The organism is Candidatus Dormiibacter sp. (assembly GCF_050999135.1).
Classification (GTDB): Bacteria; Chloroflexota; Dormibacteria; order Dormibacterales; family Dormibacteraceae; genus Dormiibacter; species Dormiibacter spiritus.
The window spans coordinates 39,569-54,204 of record NZ_JBPCPN010000029.1 but is presented as its reverse complement, the minus strand read 5'-3'; the positions used below and the strand labels follow the sequence as shown (position 1 = coordinate 54,204).

Here is a 14,636-nt window from a genome sequence, read left to right as displayed (position 1 = left end):
CGTCCACTTCAAACCGTAAGTAGGAGAAACAAGTAGATGTTCGGTAGGAATCGATTGAGGGTCCTGACAGCGGTCCTCATGACCTTTGGGGTGGTTGCCTGCGGCGGCGGCACCTCGGGCTCAAGCAGCAGCAGCAGCGGCCAGCCGGTGACCATGGCTGAGCTCTTTCCCATGTCCGGCCGCGAAGCCTTCGTCGGGCAGTGGTTTCTGCACGGCGCGAAGGCTGGCGTCTACGACGTCAACAAGAACGGCGGAGTCATGGGCGGCCAGATCAAGGAGGTGCTCGCGGACACCGGCGGTGACCCGGTCGACGCCGTGCCTGCCTGGCGCAAGTTGGCTACGCAGAATCCCACCTTCGAGGTGGGACCTTCCTCGCTCGAGATCCAGGGAGTGATCAAGAACTACGACCCGGCGCATCTGGTTGACTTCATGCAGGGCGGCACTTCGCAGGTCGACCACATGCAGTACAAGTACGTGTTCCGGACCACCCCCTCGGACACGACCATCACGGCCGCGATGGCCTACTTCGCAGTCCAGAAGGGCTGGAAGAAGGCAGTCACGCTGTTCGAGACCACCTCGGACGCGACTGACGAGCTGAACCACGTGACCACCTACTTCAAAAACAACGGTGGCACCATCCAGGACAGCGAGCAGCTCGCGCTCCATCAGAGCTCCTACCGCTCAGAGATCACCAAGGCGTTCGCCAACGGCACTCCTGACGTCGTCTTCGTGAAGAGCGACGCTCAGACCGGCGCCACGCTGTTCGCGAACATGAAGGAGCTGGGCCATCTGAACGTCCCGCTCGTCTCGGACGATACTGGCAACACAGTCGAGTATGCAAAGGCGGTAGGCCTGGCCGACGCCAGCAAGTACCTCTACGGCGTGGCCGGCGCCCCTGGCACCGGTGAGGCCTGGAAGCACTACCTCCAGGACTACCAGGCGGTCTGGAACTCCGACAAGCCTGTCGAGCTGTCGCAGAACACCTACGACGCAACCATCATCGCCTCCCTCGCCATGACCGAGGCGAAAACGACAGACGGCAAGGTGTGGGTCGACCACATCAAGAAGGTCAGCAATCCGCCCGGCACCAAGTGCTACACGTACGCGTCCTGCGTGCAGTTGCTGAAGGATGGCAAGAAGATCGACTTCGAGGGCGCCTCGGGTCCCCAGGACTTCAACCAGTACAACAACACCTTCGGCGACTGGGACATCGTCCAGTTCAACGCTGACGCGTCCGCGACCACCACGGTCCTCCACGTCGGCGCCGACGCGGTGGCGAAGGTCTCGGCAGCCGGCGGTTAGAGCCAGAGGTCTGATACCTCGGGAGGGCTTCCGGTGGCCGCGCCGCCGGGAGCCTTCTTCTAATTGCGCTGGGCCAACAGCCTGCCGGCAAAGCCGAGCCTGGCGGCCAGCCCGTCCAGCCGCTCTGCCAGCTCGTCCGAGACGGGTACACCGGCCGCCGTCCGTTGCTCGCGCGTCCTCTGTTCGACCTCGCCGGGGAGGAGGACCTGGGCCTCCTGAGCGGTGGGCGCCGCTCGGAGCTGAGCGACCAGCTCCTCGACGCTCTCCAGGAAGCGCTCGCGGGCCACGAACAGGTCGGGCCTGACAGCTATCAGGAGGTGGCCGACCCCGCCTTCCAAGTGACTGTGGGCATGGGCGTCAAGCCCGAAGCGGGAGCCTGTGAGGACGCCTGTCAGAATCTCCAGCATCACCGAGAGGACGTAGCCCTTATGGCCGCCCATCGGCGCCAGCAAGCTTGCCGCCAATGCCTCGGTCGAATCCACCGTGGGCCTGCCCTGCCGATCGTGGGCCCAGCCAGGTGGGATCGGGCGGCCCTCGGCGGCGGCCAGCCTGATGCGGCCGAAGGCAGTGCCGCTCAGCGCCATGTCGAGGACCAACGGCGGTGCCGGCGGGCGGCGCGGCACGGCGATCGCCAGCGGGTTGTTCCCCACCAGGGGAGCGGTGACCCCGGCCGGCGCCATCACCGGCCCGGTATTGGTGGTCACGATCCCTATCTGCCCGGCGGCCGGCGCGCGTTCGGCGTAGATCGCCGTCATCCCGAAGTGGTGGCTGTTGCGGACACCGACGAGTCCGGCGCCCGAGGTGGTGGCCAGCTCGACTGCCAGATCCATCGCGATCTGGGCCGGCCGGAAGCCATAGCCACCGCCGGCGTCGACCAGCGCCGCCGAAGGCTGAACACGCTCGACCCGCACGACCGGGCGGGGATTGACCTCCCTGCGCTCCACAGCGTCCGCATATTGGAGTAGGCGGAGCAGCCCGTGGCTGTCGACGCCACGCAGGTTCGCCTCGACCAGGCAGCCGGCCACGAGCCTCGCTTCATCGTCGATGAGACCCATGGCGGTGAGGACGCCCTCCGCAAACTGGCCGAGACGCGTTGCGGCGAAGGTTGGCATCTCCTTGGCCTTAGGCGAGTTCGGCCTCGGCCGTCGGGATCGACTCCCGAGAGGCTGACACGATCACCATGGCTGTGGCAAGGAAGGCGGCGAGCAGGACCCAGGCCAGCCTGAACGACCCTGTGAGGTCGGCCACGAGGCCGAAGACGAAGGGCCCGGCGAGGATGCCAGGCTGCTGGATCATCAGCCCGATGCCCACGTTCCGGCCCTCCGTGCCCGGCTGAGCGAGCTCGGAGAGGTAGGAGATCTGGACCCCGTTCCAGCCGACCGCTCCGGCAGCCGCGACCAGGATGGCAGGGAGCAGCACCGCGAACGGCGCGCCGGCGGGCAGAGCGGCCAGGAGCAGGCTGCCGACCGCCCCGGTGGCCGCGGCGAGGAGGAGGGCCGTCCGGCGGCTGCCGCCCAGCAGCCTGTCGCTGACCACCCCCCAGAGCACGCGTGCCCCGGCGCCGCCGAGCTGAGCTATGGCCAGGAAGCCGGCTGCTGTCGTGAGGCTGAGTCGGCGGTCGTGGACCAGGTAGGAGACGAGGTAGGTCAGGAGACTCATCTGCGCCGCCACCAGGAAGACTCCGCCGGCGGATGCGATGGCGCTGTCTCGATTGAAGACGCTGACCAGGCCGCGCTTTGACCCCTCCACGCGCTCGACCGCTCCCGCCGAGCGATACACCGCCAGGGCGATGAGCGCTACAACTATCGAGATCAGGCCAGCCACCACCATCGCGGGCCGCCAGCCGCGGCCGATGGCGATGCTGGGCAGGATCAGCGCGGCGAAGAAGGACCCGAAGGGGATGCCCGTCTGGCGGATGCTCATGACCATGCCCCGGACCCTGAGCGGAAAGGCGCGCCGCACAGCCACGCTGCCGGCCGGTGTCGGCGTCGCCACGCCCACACCCATCACCACCAGCACCAGCAGCAGCACCCAGAAGTTGGGGGAAACCGCTGCCGCGATGGCCGCCGCGCCGGCGAGGAGGCCTCCCAGCACCAGCACAAAGCGGTCGCCCAGCGCGTCCACCACCAGCCCCGCCAGTGCGATGGTGAGAAAGCCGCCGACGAATGAGAAGTTGACCACTACCCCCGCCTCCGCGTACGTGAGGCGAAACTCGTCCTTGACGAAGGGGAGCAGCACAGCCAACGCCGCCGCCACTATCGAGATCGCCGTTTGGACAGCGAGTGCCACGGCCAGGACCGTCCAACGGGGTGATGCTCTCCGCTTGGTCCTCATAGTCAGGGCTCGGCTCCGTCGACGGCCGGAGCTGGAGAGATGCCGTCGGCGGAGCCGGTCAGAGCGGCAGCCATCTGCTGCACCGCCTCCTTCAGGACGGCTGCGAACTCGGCGACCCGGTCATCGCTGAAGCGAGATGTCGGCCCTGAGACCGCCAGCGCAGCTGTCACGCCACCCCGCCCGTCCGAGATCGGGGCGGCCACTGAAGAGGCGCCGCGCTCGCGCTCGTCGCGGCTGACCGCATAGCCCTGGGCTCGAATCTGCCTCAGCTCGACCGCGAGGCCGGCGCTGAAGTCCTCCTCGCGGCCCGCCGCGCTCAGCACAGACTCGAAGAAGTCTCGGTCCCGATGGGCGAGAAGAAGCTTGCCGGACGCGCCCGCCCAGAGCGGCAATCTGACGCCTATCGGGATCACGAACCGGATGTGCTGAGGCCCTTGCTTCTGGGCGACGCAGACTCTTGTCAGCCCCTCCAGGACGTAGAGGTTGACTGTCTCGCGGGTTCGGGCGCGGACGGCTTCCATGGTCGCATCGGCTGCCACCGGAAGCCGCCAGGCGACCGACACCGCGCGGGAAAGCCTGATCAGAACTGGTCCCAGACAGAACCTGCCGTCACCGCGGCGAAAGAGGAAGCCGTTGCGGGCGAGGGTCTGAATGAGGCGAAGCGCTGTGGTCTTGGGCAGATCAGCCCGAAGAAGCAGCTCGGTCAGACTGCAGATCGCGTGTTCCTCGTCGAACGCAGCCAGGATCTGGAGAGCTCGGCTGACGCTGCGCACCGATTCGCCGGCCGCGGGCTGGATCATGGAGCGGGCGCGCCTGCTCGGTCCAGTCCGATCACCCCAGAAGCGCTGAGGCGGTCGAGCTCCTCCTCGGACAGGCTGAGCTCTGAGCCGAGCACGGCCGCCGTGTGCTCGCCGACCCGGGGCCCGTGCCAGCGCAGTCGGCTCGGAGCCTCCAAGTAGCGTGGGACGAAGCCGGGCATCAGAATCTGCCCCACCGACTTCGGACCGTCCGTCTCGACGATCATCTCGCGGGCGCGGAACTGAGGGTCCTGGACGATGTCGGCGATGCTGTAGACAGGGGAGGCCGGGACCTCCGCCCGATTCAGCAGCTCCCAGATCTTCTCCACCGAGTGCTGGATCGTCCAGCCGGTGATGATCGCGTCGAGTGCTTCCGAGTTGGCCCGCCGCGCCTGGTTGTTGTCGAACCTCGGATCGCTTGTGAGGTAAGGCATGCCGATGGCGGCGGCGAAGCGGACGAAGATCGACTCGCCGTTGGCGCCGATTGTGATGAACCTGCCATCGGCCGTCGGGTAGCTGTTGGAGGGGGCCGCGCCGGGCAGCGCGTTTCCCATCCGCTCGCGGACCACCCCGCTGTAGCCGTACTCGGGGAGGGTGCCCTCGAGAAGGCTGAAAACCGCCTCGTAGAGCGCGACGTCGACGACCTCGCCCCGGCCCGTCGCGTCGCGCCGGCGCAGCGCGGCAAGCGTTCCGATGGTCGCATAGAGGGCGGCGATCGCGTCACCAATGCTGACGCCCATCTTGAGCGGGGGTCGGTCGGGGAAGCCGGTGACGTAGCGCAGGCCGCCCATCGACTCGCCCGTGCTGCCGTAGCCGGGGCGGTCTCGGTAGGGCCCGTCCTGGCCGAAGCCGGAGATCCGCACCAGCACCAGTCGCGGGTTTGCCTGCCGGAGGACGTCGGGGCCGAGACCCCACGATTCGAGGCGGCCGGCGCGGAAGTTCTCAACCACGACGTCGACCCTCTCGGTCAGCCGCCGCACCAGCTCTTGCCCGATGGGCGAGCGCAGGTCAATGGCTATCGACTCCTTGTTGCGGGACTGGACGAACGACCAAAGTGACCCCTCGTCGCTGAGAACGCTCCAGTTGCGAAGAGGGTCGCCGGTGCCCGGAGGCTCGATCTTCAATACGCGTGCGCCCATGTCGGCCAGCTGCCGGGTGCAGAAGGGACCTGCGATGAGCGAGCCGAGCTCCAGGACGCGAAGGCCCGCGAGCTGCCCGGAGGACCCTTCGCTCATCGGATCACCGTACCACCACGCGGTCCTGGTCTTCCATTTTCGGATCCCGTAGGATACAAGCCCACTTCCCTTCGCGCCACGTGGAGACTCATTCTTCGACCATCTGGTCCACTGCGTGGACTACAAATCGCGAGGTCAGAAACCATGCCGGAAACCGCTCGACTGCCCCTCGAAGGCGTCAGGGTGGTCGACGCCGCGACCCTCATGGCCGCACCCTGGTCGGCTTCCTATCTCGGCGAGTTCGGGGCCGACGTGATCAAGGTCGAGCAGCCGGTAATCGGCGACCACCAGCGTGCTTGGGGCAGCCGGCGGCAGGGCATTCCGCTCATGTGGAAGTCGCTTTCGCGCAACAAGCGCTCCCTCACCTTGGATCTCCGCCAGCCCCAGGGCGCCGCCGTGTTCCGCCGGCTGATCGCCACCGCTGATGTGCTGATCGAGAACTTCCGACCTGGGACGCTGGAGCGCTGGGGCATAGGCCCTGACCAGCTGCTGGCGCTCAATCCGCGGCTGGTGATCCTTCGGGTCACCGGGTACGGACAAACAGGCCCCTACAGCGCCCAGCCTGGGTTCGGCACCTTAGCCGAGGGCTTCTCAGGCTTTTCCCACGTGGTGGGGGAAGCTGATGGGCCGCCGACGCTGGCGAACCTGCCGCTCGGTGACGGGATCGCAGGGATCACTGGCGCCTACGCCATCATGGTCGCCCTCTTCGGACGCAGCAACAACAACGGCCGCGGCCAGGTCATCGACCTCTCGCTTTACGAGCCTCTCTTCCGGCTCCTGGAGCCGGCGCTGCTCGACTTCGACCAGCTCGGGGTGGCGTCGAACCGGATCGGCAACCGCAGCAGCCACGTGGCTCCCCGCAACACGTACTGCTGCGGGGACGGCCAGTGGGTGTCGCTCTCGGCGAGCACTCAGAGGATCTGGGAACGCCTCTGTGAGGCGATGGGCAGGCCTGATTTGGCGAGGGATCAGCGCTTTGCAAGCAACGAGCTGCGGATCGAGAACGTCGAGGCGCTGGACGCCGAGATCGCCGCCTGGATGGCCGCGCATGCGCGCCCCGAGGTGATCCGCGTGATGAACGCGGCCCAAGTAGCTGTCGGACCGATCTATGACATCCCGACCATCTTCGAGGACCCCCACTTCGAGGCTCGGGAGGACCTGGCCGAAGTGCAAGATAGCGATCTGGGGACCATGCGGTTGGCCAACGTAGTACCGCGCTTCAGCGCCACGCCGGGTCGGATCAGGAGCACGGGCCCCGCGCTGGGAGCTCACACCGACGAGGTTCTCGGCGAGCTGGGCCTCAGCGCCCAGGAGATCACAAGCCTGCGCGAGGCAGGGATCGTATGACGATGGTCCAGGAGCTGGCGCGGTTCGCCGGCCGGGCGCGCTGGGAGGACGTTTCACGCGCCTCGCAGGAAGCACTGAAGAAGCGTGTGCTGGACGCGCTGGGCTGCGCGTACGGCGCGCTCGAGGCGCCCCCGATCCGGGCGATCCGGGAGCACACCCTCGACTTCGGCGGCAGTCCGCTCTCGACGCTGATCGGCGGCGGCCGCACCAGCCCTGACCGGGCAGCGTTCCAGAACGGGGCGGCGGTCCGCTATCTCGACTTCAACGACACCTTCTTGGGCCGCGGCGAGGCCTGCCACCCGAGCGACAACCTGGCCCCTGTGCTGGCGGCTGCCGAGTACATCGGCGCCTCCGGCAAGGAGATGCTCGCGGGACTGGCCGTCGCCTATCAGGTCCAGCTCCGTCTGAGCCAGGTCGCTCCGGTCAGGGCCCACGGCTTCGACCATTCAACTCAGGGCGCTTACGCCGCCTCGGCCGGGGTCGCCCGGGCCCTTGGACTCGACGCGGATAAAACCGCTAACGCGATAGCCATCTGCGGCACTGCCTTCAACGCCCTGCGCGTAACCCGCACCGGCTCGCTCTCCAACTGGAAGGCCCTCGCCTACCCCAACGTCGCCCTCGGCGCCATCCACGCCGGCTTCCTGGCCCGCCGCGGCGTCACCGGGCCGATGGAGGTCTTGGAGGGCAGCAAGGGTTTCATGGAAGCGATCGCCGGCCGGTTCGAGCTGGACTGGTCCCGGGAGGACCTGGAGGCTGTCCAGCTGACGATCATCAAGCGGTACAACGCCGAGGGTCACGCCCAGTCCACCATCGACGCAGTGTTGGAGCTCCGGCGAGACGGCCTGAGAGCCGAGGAGGTCGAGCGGATCGATCTGCAGGTCTTCGACGTCAGCTACGAGATCATCGGCCCGGGCGCCGGCGACAAGAAGACGGTGAGGACCAAGGAGGAGGCTGACCATTCGCTGCCCTACCTGGTGGCCTCGGCGCTGCTTGACGGCGAGATGACGCCCGCCCAGTATGCCGAGGACCGAGTCAACCGAGAGGACGTCCAAGCGCTGCTACAAAAGGTGGACGTGCACGAGGCGCCGGAGCTCTCGAAGGCCTTTCCCGAACACCAGGGGGTGAGGATCGAGATTCGCAGGCACGATGGGCGCACCAGTTCGCTGGCGCTTCCCGATTACCAGGGTCCTTGTTCCTGGCAGGAGCTGGAGGCTAAGTTCACAGCCCTCGGTGGGCCGCCGCAGCTGGTCGATTTGATCCAGCGCCTCGACGAGCTGCCAGTGTCTGCGCTGGCCGAAGAGCTGTGAGCGGCGCCGCCCGACTGCGAGCTCGCCTCGAGGAGGGCCGCATCCTCGTGGTCCCTGGCGTCTACGACGGCCTCTCGGCGCGGATCGCGACGGCTGCCGGGTTCGAGGCGATCTACTGCAGCGGAGGCGCCGTCGCCCGCAGCACAGGCGTGCCCGACTTGGGCCTGCTGAGCATGAGCGAGGTCCTCGGGCGCCTCCGGGAGGTGGTCGACGCGACGGAGCTGCCGGTCATCGCCGACGCCGACACCGGCTACGGCAACGCCCTGAACGTGATCAGGACTGTGCGGGAGTTCGAGCGAATGGGCGCCGCGGCCATCCACCTGGAGGACCAGGTGGCCCCGAAGAAGTGCGGCCACTACTCGGGCCAGCAGTTGATCCGCGCCGAGGAGATGGTCCAGAAGCTGCGGGCGGCTGTCGACACCCGGCGGGAGATGCTGATCATCGCCCGCACCGACGCGCGCGGCCAAGCCGGCTTCGCCGAGGCGATCCGGCGCGGTCGGCTGTACGCCGACGCGGGCGCCGATGTGATCTTCATCGAGGCACCCACCAGCCGGGAGGAGATCGAGACCATCGCCGGCTCCTTCAGCGAGCCTCTCCTGATCAACATGTTCGCGGGCGGCCGCACCCCATTGATCCCGGCTGCCGAGTTGGAGCAGATGGGCTATCGGCTCGTGATAGTTCCCTCGGACCTGCAGCGGGCGGCCATCCGCGCCATGCAGCTCACGGCTGAGGCGCTCTTCCGCGACGGCTCATCGAAAGCCGTGCGAGACCGGCTGGCGCCCTTCGCAGCGCGCGACGCCATCGTCGACCTCGCCGGCTGGACCGAACTCGACAGCCGGTACGCGGAGGCGGATCCGCCTCGCGCCAACCACCGGGAGGCTGGTCAATGACAACTTCAGACCGAGAGGCACCCAAGGTTCGAATCGCTGAGGTGTTCCCCCGCGACGGCTTGCAGACCTTGCTCTACGAGCCCGGACTTCGTCAGCCGAGCACCGATGAGAAAGTTGCCTTCATCGAGGCTGTCGCCGCGACAGGCGTGCCCGAGATCGAGATCGCCGGGTTCGTCCACCCGCGTGTCATTCCCCAGCTGGCCGACGCCGAGGCGATCGCAGAGCGGCTGGTCGGACGTGACCTGGGCGGTGTCAGGCTGCGCGCGCTGGTGCCGAACTTCCGAGGTGCGCAGCGGGCCATTGCCGCCGGGGTGCCGAAGATCTCCTGCCTGGTGGCCGCCAGCCCCACCTATCAGCGGCTCAACTCCAACATGTCGATCGACGAGAACCTGGAGGACATCGAGCGGTCCGTCGAGCTGGCCGCCCGCTCTGGCACCGAGGTGGCGCTGGGCATGGCGATCTCCTTCGTCTGCCCTTATGACGGCCTGGTTCCCCTGGACTCAGTGCTCCGCATAGCAGAGCGCGGTTACCAGCTTGGCATCCGTGACATCCATCTCTCCGACAGCATCGGCCTGGCCTGGCCGGCGCTGGTCCGGGAGCGGGTGTCAGCGGTGCTCCACAGCTGGCCCGAGTTCCAACTCGGCCTGCACCTGCACACGCTGGCGGGCACCGCGCTCGGCAACGCCTTCGCCGGCTACGAGGCAGGGGCCAGGGGCTTCGACGGTTCGGCCGGCGGGATCGGCGGAGGTATAGCCATGCCTATTCACACCACCGAGATGGGGAACGTGGCCACCGAGGACCTGGTCTACCTCTTCGAGTCCTCGGGGGTGACCACAGGCATCGACCTCACCGCTTGCGCGGCCAACGGGCGGAGGGCTATGGAGCTGGTTGGCACGGGCGGCGGCCACGTCACAGGTTTTGGAACCATGGAGCGGTTCCTCGAGATCAATCGGGAACACCTGGCCGAGATCACCTCGGCGCCGCCTGGCCAGTCTGGGCGGCCCTCGGGCTGAGCTTGCGGTGGTCCCAAGTCAGCGCTCGTGTGATGGTGAAGCGGAGGCCCACCCGCTTTGGCGCCTGGGCCAGAACGCGGGCCCGGGCGTCTCCCCCAAGGTCAACGGTGCCGGAACTCTGGCGGCCAGAGTGCGTCACTACCTGCCAGCCCATCTGAGCCACGACATCGAGGTCGCGGACGATCTCGACGTCCGCCTCCAGCATCGCTCCCCGCAGCTCCCCGTACTCTTGGCCCGCCTCCACCTGGAGGGTGGCTCGAGGATCGCGCTCCAGGTTCCGGGTCTTCTGCGATTTGGCGTAGGTCCAAGTCGCCGGGCGGCCGTCCCGCTCCAAGTAGTAGTGGACGGGCATCAGATGCGGCCGGCCCTGCGGGCCGATGGTGGCGATAGTCATCGTGCTCTCAGAGGCGAGAAACGCCTCCAGTTCGGCAGCGTTCATCCTGATCAGTTCCCTCTCCCGAGCCGGCATCTACTGAATCATCGCTGACCAGGGACGCTCAGTGCGCCACAGGGTCAGATCTCGAAGGAGATCTCGTAGAGGCCGCCTCTGAAGATCGCGCGATGGATCCAGCCGAGCTTGCGCAGCAGTGCCAGCATGCTCTGATTCTCGGGCAGGACGATGAGCGTGAAGGTCCTGAGGCCGTGCTCCCGCGCCACCTGCGCCAAAAGGCTCAACAGCTGCGAGCCCAAACCTTGCCGCTGCACCTCATCAACGACGGCTACAGCCACCTCGGCGGCATCTGTGCCCGGGGCGCGATCGTAGCGGGCCACCCCCACTATCCTCTCTTCGCCGCGCTCCCGGCAGTACGCGACCAGGGCGAAGCGATCCTCATAGTCGACCCGGGCCAGCTTGCGGGCCATGGCCTCCGGTAGGCGCTTCAGGGGTGAGAAGAAGCGGAAGTACACACTCCGCTCCGACATGTGAGCCACAGCGTCCTGCAGCAGCGGCTCGTCCTCCGGCCGGATGGGCCGGACGTGAACGCGAGTCCCGTCCCGCAGCCCCACCTCGCGCTCGTACGGACTGCTGCTGGCTACTGAAAAGGCAGATCGCGGCATCGAACTTCTGTCCGAGATCGAAGTCGGCTAGCTCTTCGGGGCGAGGCGGAGCGGCTGGCGGCCGAGGCCGACCCCGTCGACATGCTCAACGCCAACGCGGGCGTGCCGGTGAGCAGCTTGCTGAACGACCCCGAGCTGGAGCAGATCGACCCTGGTATGGAGGTCAACCTGCGCGCGCCGATCGCTCAGCTGCCTGCTCCTGCCAGAAATGCTCGCACGGCCCTCGGGCCACATAGTGCTCATGCCTTCTCTGGCCGGCTTGAAGCGCAGGGCGGTCCAGTGGTCGTCGATGGAAACCTGCGCCAACGGTAGGTATCCGGTCACACCGGTGATCTCGTCGAGCACGTCACCGCGGTGCCACCACGGGGTGGCGGGGAGATCAGTGGCACCTCGCGTCTTGCCACTCTTTGGATAGGTGATCCAGAGCAGGCCGCTAGTCTTTACCGACCCGATCGTGCCCGGTCCCAGGCGGCGCAGCTCGTCCTTGTCCTTAACGAACAGCTGGATGAAGTCGAGGTCAGGCCCATGGCTGGGCGCCGAGATACCGAGCCGGTCGAGGTACCCGGGCGGAGCGTTCACGATCGACACGCGGCCGCCCTCCGGCAGTCTCAGCTTCTGAGCCAGGCTGCTCATGCGCATAGGTTATCGCCGTGGCTGCCGGGCGCACGAACCAACTACCTGAAGAACCTCGTGCGCCAGGGGTGCTGGTGGGTGGTGCCAGCGCGCCCGCCGCCAAACCGACGTAGGAGCCCGGAACGACAGGGGCGAGCCCGACGAGCAGGTCGGCTACCGCCGCGGCCCGCTGGTTCCTGAGGCGGATTGTCGCCAGGCTGGTGCCGGATCTGCGTAGTTGACTACTTCAGTCGTTGGTCGAGATGGACTGTGACGGTGTTGCCGACGTGCTTGCCGAGGTGGCGGCGGATGGTGGCGTTGACCGGAAGTTTGTGGGTGCCGTCGCCGAGCGCCATGAATGAGCTGGTGAAGGGCTGGTCATCGATGATCCCGCTGACCTTGACCAGTCCGCGGGTGGCGAAGAAGTCGGCGGAGCCGTCCATGACGACGTAGGTCCATCCGCCTTTGGCGGGGCTCTGTGTGAGTGTCGCGGTAAACGTGTGATCGAGCGGCCCGGTGGTCGATGCTGACGTGCTGTTCATCGATCATCCTCCTATCGGTTTCGGTGGCGGTTGTGGTCGTGGTCTGTCGGGTCGCGGTCAGTGGAGCAGGCCTACGATGACGGCGATCAGCAGGAGCTTGAGCAACCAGTCGCCGGCGTGCATCGCTGCCGTGGCAGGGTGTACTTTCTCCCGGGTTCTACCCGAGCGGTCTGCTCAACGGAGCGTGCGGCGCAGAGCAGCCCGGGCGGCGTTGTAACCGCACATGCCATGCACACCTCCGCCGGGCGGCGTTGCCTGGCCGCAGAGGTAGAGGCGCGGATCTGGCGTCGTGTAGGGGCTCCAGCGCGGCAGCGGCCGAGTAAAGAGCTGGCGCAGGTCCTGCCGGCCCCCATTCAGATCTCCGCCCACCAGGTTCGGGTTGTGCTGCTCCAGCGCAGCCGGGCTCATCGCTGAGCGCGCCAGTACCAGGTCGCGGAAGCCGGGCGCGAACCGCTCCACCTGCCGCTCGATGGCTTCGGTCATGTCCACTGCCGAACCGTTCGGCACATGACAGTACGCGTAGGCGCTGTGCCGACCGGCGGGAGCCCGGCTGGGATCGAACAGGCTTGCCTGGACGAAGATCACGAAAGGCCGCAGGGCATGCCGGCCCTGGTTCACGTCCCGCTCCGCCGCCGCTATCTCGGCCAACGTTCCACCCAGGTGGACTGTGGCGGCTCGGCGGCACGCAAGGTCCCGCCAGGGCACGGGTCCGCTCAGGGCCCAGTCCAGCTTGAACGCGCCAGGACCATACCTGTAACGCTCGAGCCCACGCCTGTAGCGGACGCCCAGTCGGCTACCGATCAGACGCAGCACCTGGCGCGGCGTCAGATCAAGCAGAACAGCGCGGCCGGGCAGCTGCTCGACGTCAGCCACGCGTTCGCCGCAGCGGATCTCGCCGCCCAGCTGGAGCAGGCGCTGGACCAGAGAGGCGGCGACTGACTGCGAGCCACCCCTGGCCAGCGGCCAGCCGCCAGCATGTGCGGTCGCCTGCAGGACCAGGCCGAAGGCAGCGCTCACGGGCTCCGTCAGGGCCACGCCACCATGGGCCGAGCAGCCGGCCAGGAGCGCGCGAGCCCGGTCGCCTTGGAACGCGTGGCGCGCCAGAACCACAGCGGGAAGGAGAGGCGTGACGCCGAAGCGGGTTCCCGTCAGCGCCAGCTGCGGCAGCCGAGGGCCTGCGAGCAGGTCGGCGAACGCCGCCTCGGCGCCGCGGACCAAGCCACCCAGCCGGCGACCGTAGGCGGCGCGATCGGGCGGGTCAAGGCCGGCGGCCGTCTCCTCCACCGAGCGCTCCAGGATCACAGCTGCGTCGCCCTCCAGCGGATGGGCCAGCGGAGCAGGCGGCGTCAGCAGGCGCAGGCTCTGCCGTCGCAGGAAAGGCGAAACCGGGGCGAACGCCATGACCGATGCGCACACGTCGTGGCGGAAGCCCGGCTCGGTCAGCTGCTCGCTGCGCAGGCCACCGCCCGGCTGCTCGGCGGCCTCCAGGACCAGGACCGAGCGGCCGGCTTCCAGCAGCGTGATGCCGGCCGCCAGCCCGTTCGGACCTGAGCCGACGACCACGGCGTCGGGCGCGCTAGTGGACCGTAACAGCCGAATATGGAGCATCCGACGCCCCAGACGGGCGGGCTCGCTTCGCTCGCCGATGCCGGCGTCTCGGGGCCCGGCGCGCGTCGTCACCCATCTTGAGATGGGCTCCTCCTTGCGCCACCCGATCCTTGGCACCACCCGCCTGGAACGCCGGTCTCCGAGCCTGCGGCCTGCTCCACATCCGACAGTTACAGTCCACTAGCCGTCGTTCTTGCGCTGGCAGATCGGGCAAACGCCGGAGAAGAGCAGGCTGTGCCCGTCCACCTGGAAGCCCGTCGCCCCCGCGATCTCTGACTCCGCCGCCAGCAGTACGCAGCCCGGCACCTGAGCGACCTGGCCACAATCGCGGCAGCGGATGTGCTCGTGGTGCTCCTGGTTGGGTTCGTAACGGGCCTTGCCGTCGCCCACCTCCACCCGGTTCACCTCGCCCGAGCGCTCAAGCATGGTGACAGCCCGAAAGACTGTTGAGTAGTCGGCGCCAGGGACATGGGTGCGAACGGAATCCAGCAGCTCGTCGAGCGCCCAGGCGTGCCGCTGGCCCGCATCGATGACGCCGCGAACTGCATCGCTGACAGGACTGGGCCGGGGCATGCAGCCATTAAAGCATGAAG

The 14,636-nt window shown here is 67.7% G+C and carries 15 protein-coding genes; 5 read left to right on the top strand and 10 right to left on the bottom strand.

Going from position 1 to position 14,636, the window contains the following annotated elements:
• Positions 1-36: 36 nt before the first annotated feature.
• Positions 37-1,302: an ABC transporter substrate-binding protein gene (locus tag ACR2MZ_RS07785; protein ID WP_434004498.1), complete on the top strand. Its 1,266-nt coding sequence runs from the start codon at positions 37-39 to the stop codon at positions 1,300-1,302.
• A 59-nt stretch (positions 1,303-1,361) separates the two neighbouring features.
• Here ACR2MZ_RS07785 and ACR2MZ_RS07780 read toward each other — a convergent pair whose 3' ends face one another.
• The 4 genes from ACR2MZ_RS07780 to ACR2MZ_RS07765 are packed head-to-tail and all read right to left on the bottom strand — an operon-like array spanning position 1,362 to position 5,668.
• The gene (locus ACR2MZ_RS07780; protein ID WP_434004497.1) at positions 1,362-2,414 is read right to left on the bottom strand and encodes an Ldh family oxidoreductase; all 1,053 of its coding nucleotides are present in this window, start codon (positions 2,412-2,414) and stop codon (positions 1,362-1,364) included.
• A gap of 10 nt (positions 2,415-2,424) precedes the next feature.
• On the bottom strand, positions 2,425-3,591 hold the full coding sequence (locus ACR2MZ_RS07775; RefSeq protein ID WP_434004496.1) for an MFS transporter: 1,167 nt from the start codon (positions 3,589-3,591) through the stop codon (positions 2,425-2,427).
• A 47-nt stretch (positions 3,592-3,638) separates the two neighbouring features.
• On the bottom strand, positions 3,639-4,436 hold the full coding sequence (locus ACR2MZ_RS07770) for an IclR family transcriptional regulator (protein WP_434004495.1): 798 nt from the start codon (positions 4,434-4,436) through the stop codon (positions 3,639-3,641).
• The gene (locus ACR2MZ_RS07765; RefSeq protein WP_434004494.1) at positions 4,433-5,668 is read right to left on the bottom strand and encodes a CaiB/BaiF CoA transferase family protein; all 1,236 of its coding nucleotides are present in this window, start codon (positions 5,666-5,668) and stop codon (positions 4,433-4,435) included. Before ACR2MZ_RS07765 ends, ACR2MZ_RS07770 begins: the two co-directional genes overlap by 4 nt.
• A gap of 144 nt (positions 5,669-5,812) precedes the next feature.
• Here ACR2MZ_RS07765 and ACR2MZ_RS07760 point away from each other — a divergent pair, with 144 nt between their 5' ends.
• Genes ACR2MZ_RS07760 through ACR2MZ_RS07745 form a run of 4 tightly spaced genes read left to right on the top strand, consistent with a single transcriptional unit; the run spans position 5,813 to position 10,225 of the window.
• Positions 5,813-7,015 (top strand): CaiB/BaiF CoA transferase family protein, encoded by a 1,203-nt coding sequence (locus ACR2MZ_RS07760; protein WP_434004493.1) that lies wholly within the window; start codon positions 5,813-5,815, stop codon positions 7,013-7,015.
• The gene (locus tag ACR2MZ_RS07755; RefSeq protein WP_434004492.1) at positions 7,012-8,322 is read left to right on the top strand and encodes an MmgE/PrpD family protein; all 1,311 of its coding nucleotides are present in this window, start codon (positions 7,012-7,014) and stop codon (positions 8,320-8,322) included. The genes ACR2MZ_RS07760 and ACR2MZ_RS07755 overlap by 4 nt, the downstream gene beginning before the upstream one ends.
• On the top strand, positions 8,319-9,212 hold the full coding sequence (locus tag ACR2MZ_RS07750; RefSeq protein ID WP_434004491.1) for an isocitrate lyase/PEP mutase family protein: 894 nt from the start codon (positions 8,319-8,321) through the stop codon (positions 9,210-9,212). The genes ACR2MZ_RS07755 and ACR2MZ_RS07750 overlap by 4 nt, the downstream gene beginning before the upstream one ends.
• Complete coding sequence (locus ACR2MZ_RS07745) at positions 9,209-10,225, top strand: beta/alpha barrel domain-containing protein (protein ID WP_434004490.1); 1,017 nt, start codon at positions 9,209-9,211, stop codon at positions 10,223-10,225. Before ACR2MZ_RS07750 ends, ACR2MZ_RS07745 begins: the two co-directional genes overlap by 4 nt.
• Here the strand turns inward: ACR2MZ_RS07745 and ACR2MZ_RS07740 are convergent.
• The 6 genes from ACR2MZ_RS07740 to ACR2MZ_RS07715 all read right to left on the bottom strand — a co-directional run bounded on the left by ACR2MZ_RS07740 (position 10,182) and on the right by ACR2MZ_RS07715 (position 14,616).
• Positions 10,182-10,694: a pyridoxamine 5'-phosphate oxidase family protein gene (locus ACR2MZ_RS07740; RefSeq protein WP_434004489.1), complete on the bottom strand. Its 513-nt coding sequence runs from the start codon at positions 10,692-10,694 to the stop codon at positions 10,182-10,184. The two genes, ACR2MZ_RS07745 and ACR2MZ_RS07740, sit on opposite strands and share 44 nt — an antisense overlap.
• 44 nt (positions 10,695-10,738) lie before the next feature.
• Positions 10,739-11,281, bottom strand: coding sequence for a GNAT family N-acetyltransferase (locus tag ACR2MZ_RS07735; RefSeq protein WP_434004488.1), 543 nt, complete (start codon positions 11,279-11,281; stop codon positions 10,739-10,741).
• A 27-nt stretch (positions 11,282-11,308) separates the two neighbouring features.
• Positions 11,309-11,914: a hypothetical protein gene (locus ACR2MZ_RS07730; protein ID WP_434004487.1), complete on the bottom strand. Its 606-nt coding sequence runs from the start codon at positions 11,912-11,914 to the stop codon at positions 11,309-11,311.
• A gap of 221 nt (positions 11,915-12,135) precedes the next feature.
• A complete protein-coding gene (locus tag ACR2MZ_RS07725) occupies positions 12,136-12,435 on the bottom strand; it encodes a DUF1905 domain-containing protein (RefSeq protein ID WP_434004486.1) in 300 nt (99 codons plus the stop codon).
• Between the two features lie 174 nt (positions 12,436-12,609).
• Positions 12,610-13,998, bottom strand: coding sequence for a phytoene desaturase family protein (locus ACR2MZ_RS07720; RefSeq protein ID WP_434004485.1), 1,389 nt, complete (start codon positions 13,996-13,998; stop codon positions 12,610-12,612).
• A gap of 225 nt (positions 13,999-14,223) precedes the next feature.
• Positions 14,224-14,616, bottom strand: coding sequence for a Fur family transcriptional regulator (locus ACR2MZ_RS07715; RefSeq protein WP_434004484.1), 393 nt, complete (start codon positions 14,614-14,616; stop codon positions 14,224-14,226).
• Positions 14,617-14,636: the final 20 nt, after the last annotated feature.

Excerpts from the sequence above, each read along its gene's own strand:
- ACR2MZ_RS07785 (WP_434004498.1), top strand. The coding sequence starts at position 37 with ATGTTCGGTAGGAATCGATTGAGGGTCCTGACAGCGGTCCTCATGACC.
- ACR2MZ_RS07780 (WP_434004497.1), bottom strand. The coding sequence starts at position 2,414 with ATGCCAACCTTCGCCGCAACGCGTCTCGGCCAGTTTGCGGAGGGCGTC.
- ACR2MZ_RS07770 (WP_434004495.1), bottom strand. The coding sequence starts at position 4,436 with ATGATCCAGCCCGCGGCCGGCGAATCGGTGCGCAGCGTCAGCCGAGCT.
- ACR2MZ_RS07765 (WP_434004494.1), bottom strand. The coding sequence starts at position 5,668 with ATGAGCGAAGGGTCCTCCGGGCAGCTCGCGGGCCTTCGCGTCCTGGAG.
- ACR2MZ_RS07760 (WP_434004493.1), top strand. The coding sequence starts at position 5,813 with ATGCCGGAAACCGCTCGACTGCCCCTCGAAGGCGTCAGGGTGGTCGAC.
- ACR2MZ_RS07755 (WP_434004492.1), top strand. The coding sequence starts at position 7,012 with ATGACGATGGTCCAGGAGCTGGCGCGGTTCGCCGGCCGGGCGCGCTGG.
- ACR2MZ_RS07745 (WP_434004490.1), top strand. The coding sequence starts at position 9,209 with ATGACAACTTCAGACCGAGAGGCACCCAAGGTTCGAATCGCTGAGGTG.
- ACR2MZ_RS07740 (WP_434004489.1), bottom strand. The coding sequence starts at position 10,694 with ATGCCGGCTCGGGAGAGGGAACTGATCAGGATGAACGCTGCCGAACTG.
- ACR2MZ_RS07735 (WP_434004488.1), bottom strand. The coding sequence starts at position 11,281 with ATGCCGCGATCTGCCTTTTCAGTAGCCAGCAGCAGTCCGTACGAGCGC.
- ACR2MZ_RS07730 (WP_434004487.1), bottom strand. The coding sequence starts at position 11,914 with ATGAGCAGCCTGGCTCAGAAGCTGAGACTGCCGGAGGGCGGCCGCGTG.
- ACR2MZ_RS07725 (WP_434004486.1), bottom strand. The coding sequence starts at position 12,435 with ATGAACAGCACGTCAGCATCGACCACCGGGCCGCTCGATCACACGTTT.
- ACR2MZ_RS07715 (WP_434004484.1), bottom strand. The coding sequence starts at position 14,616 with ATGCCCCGGCCCAGTCCTGTCAGCGATGCAGTTCGCGGCGTCATCGAT.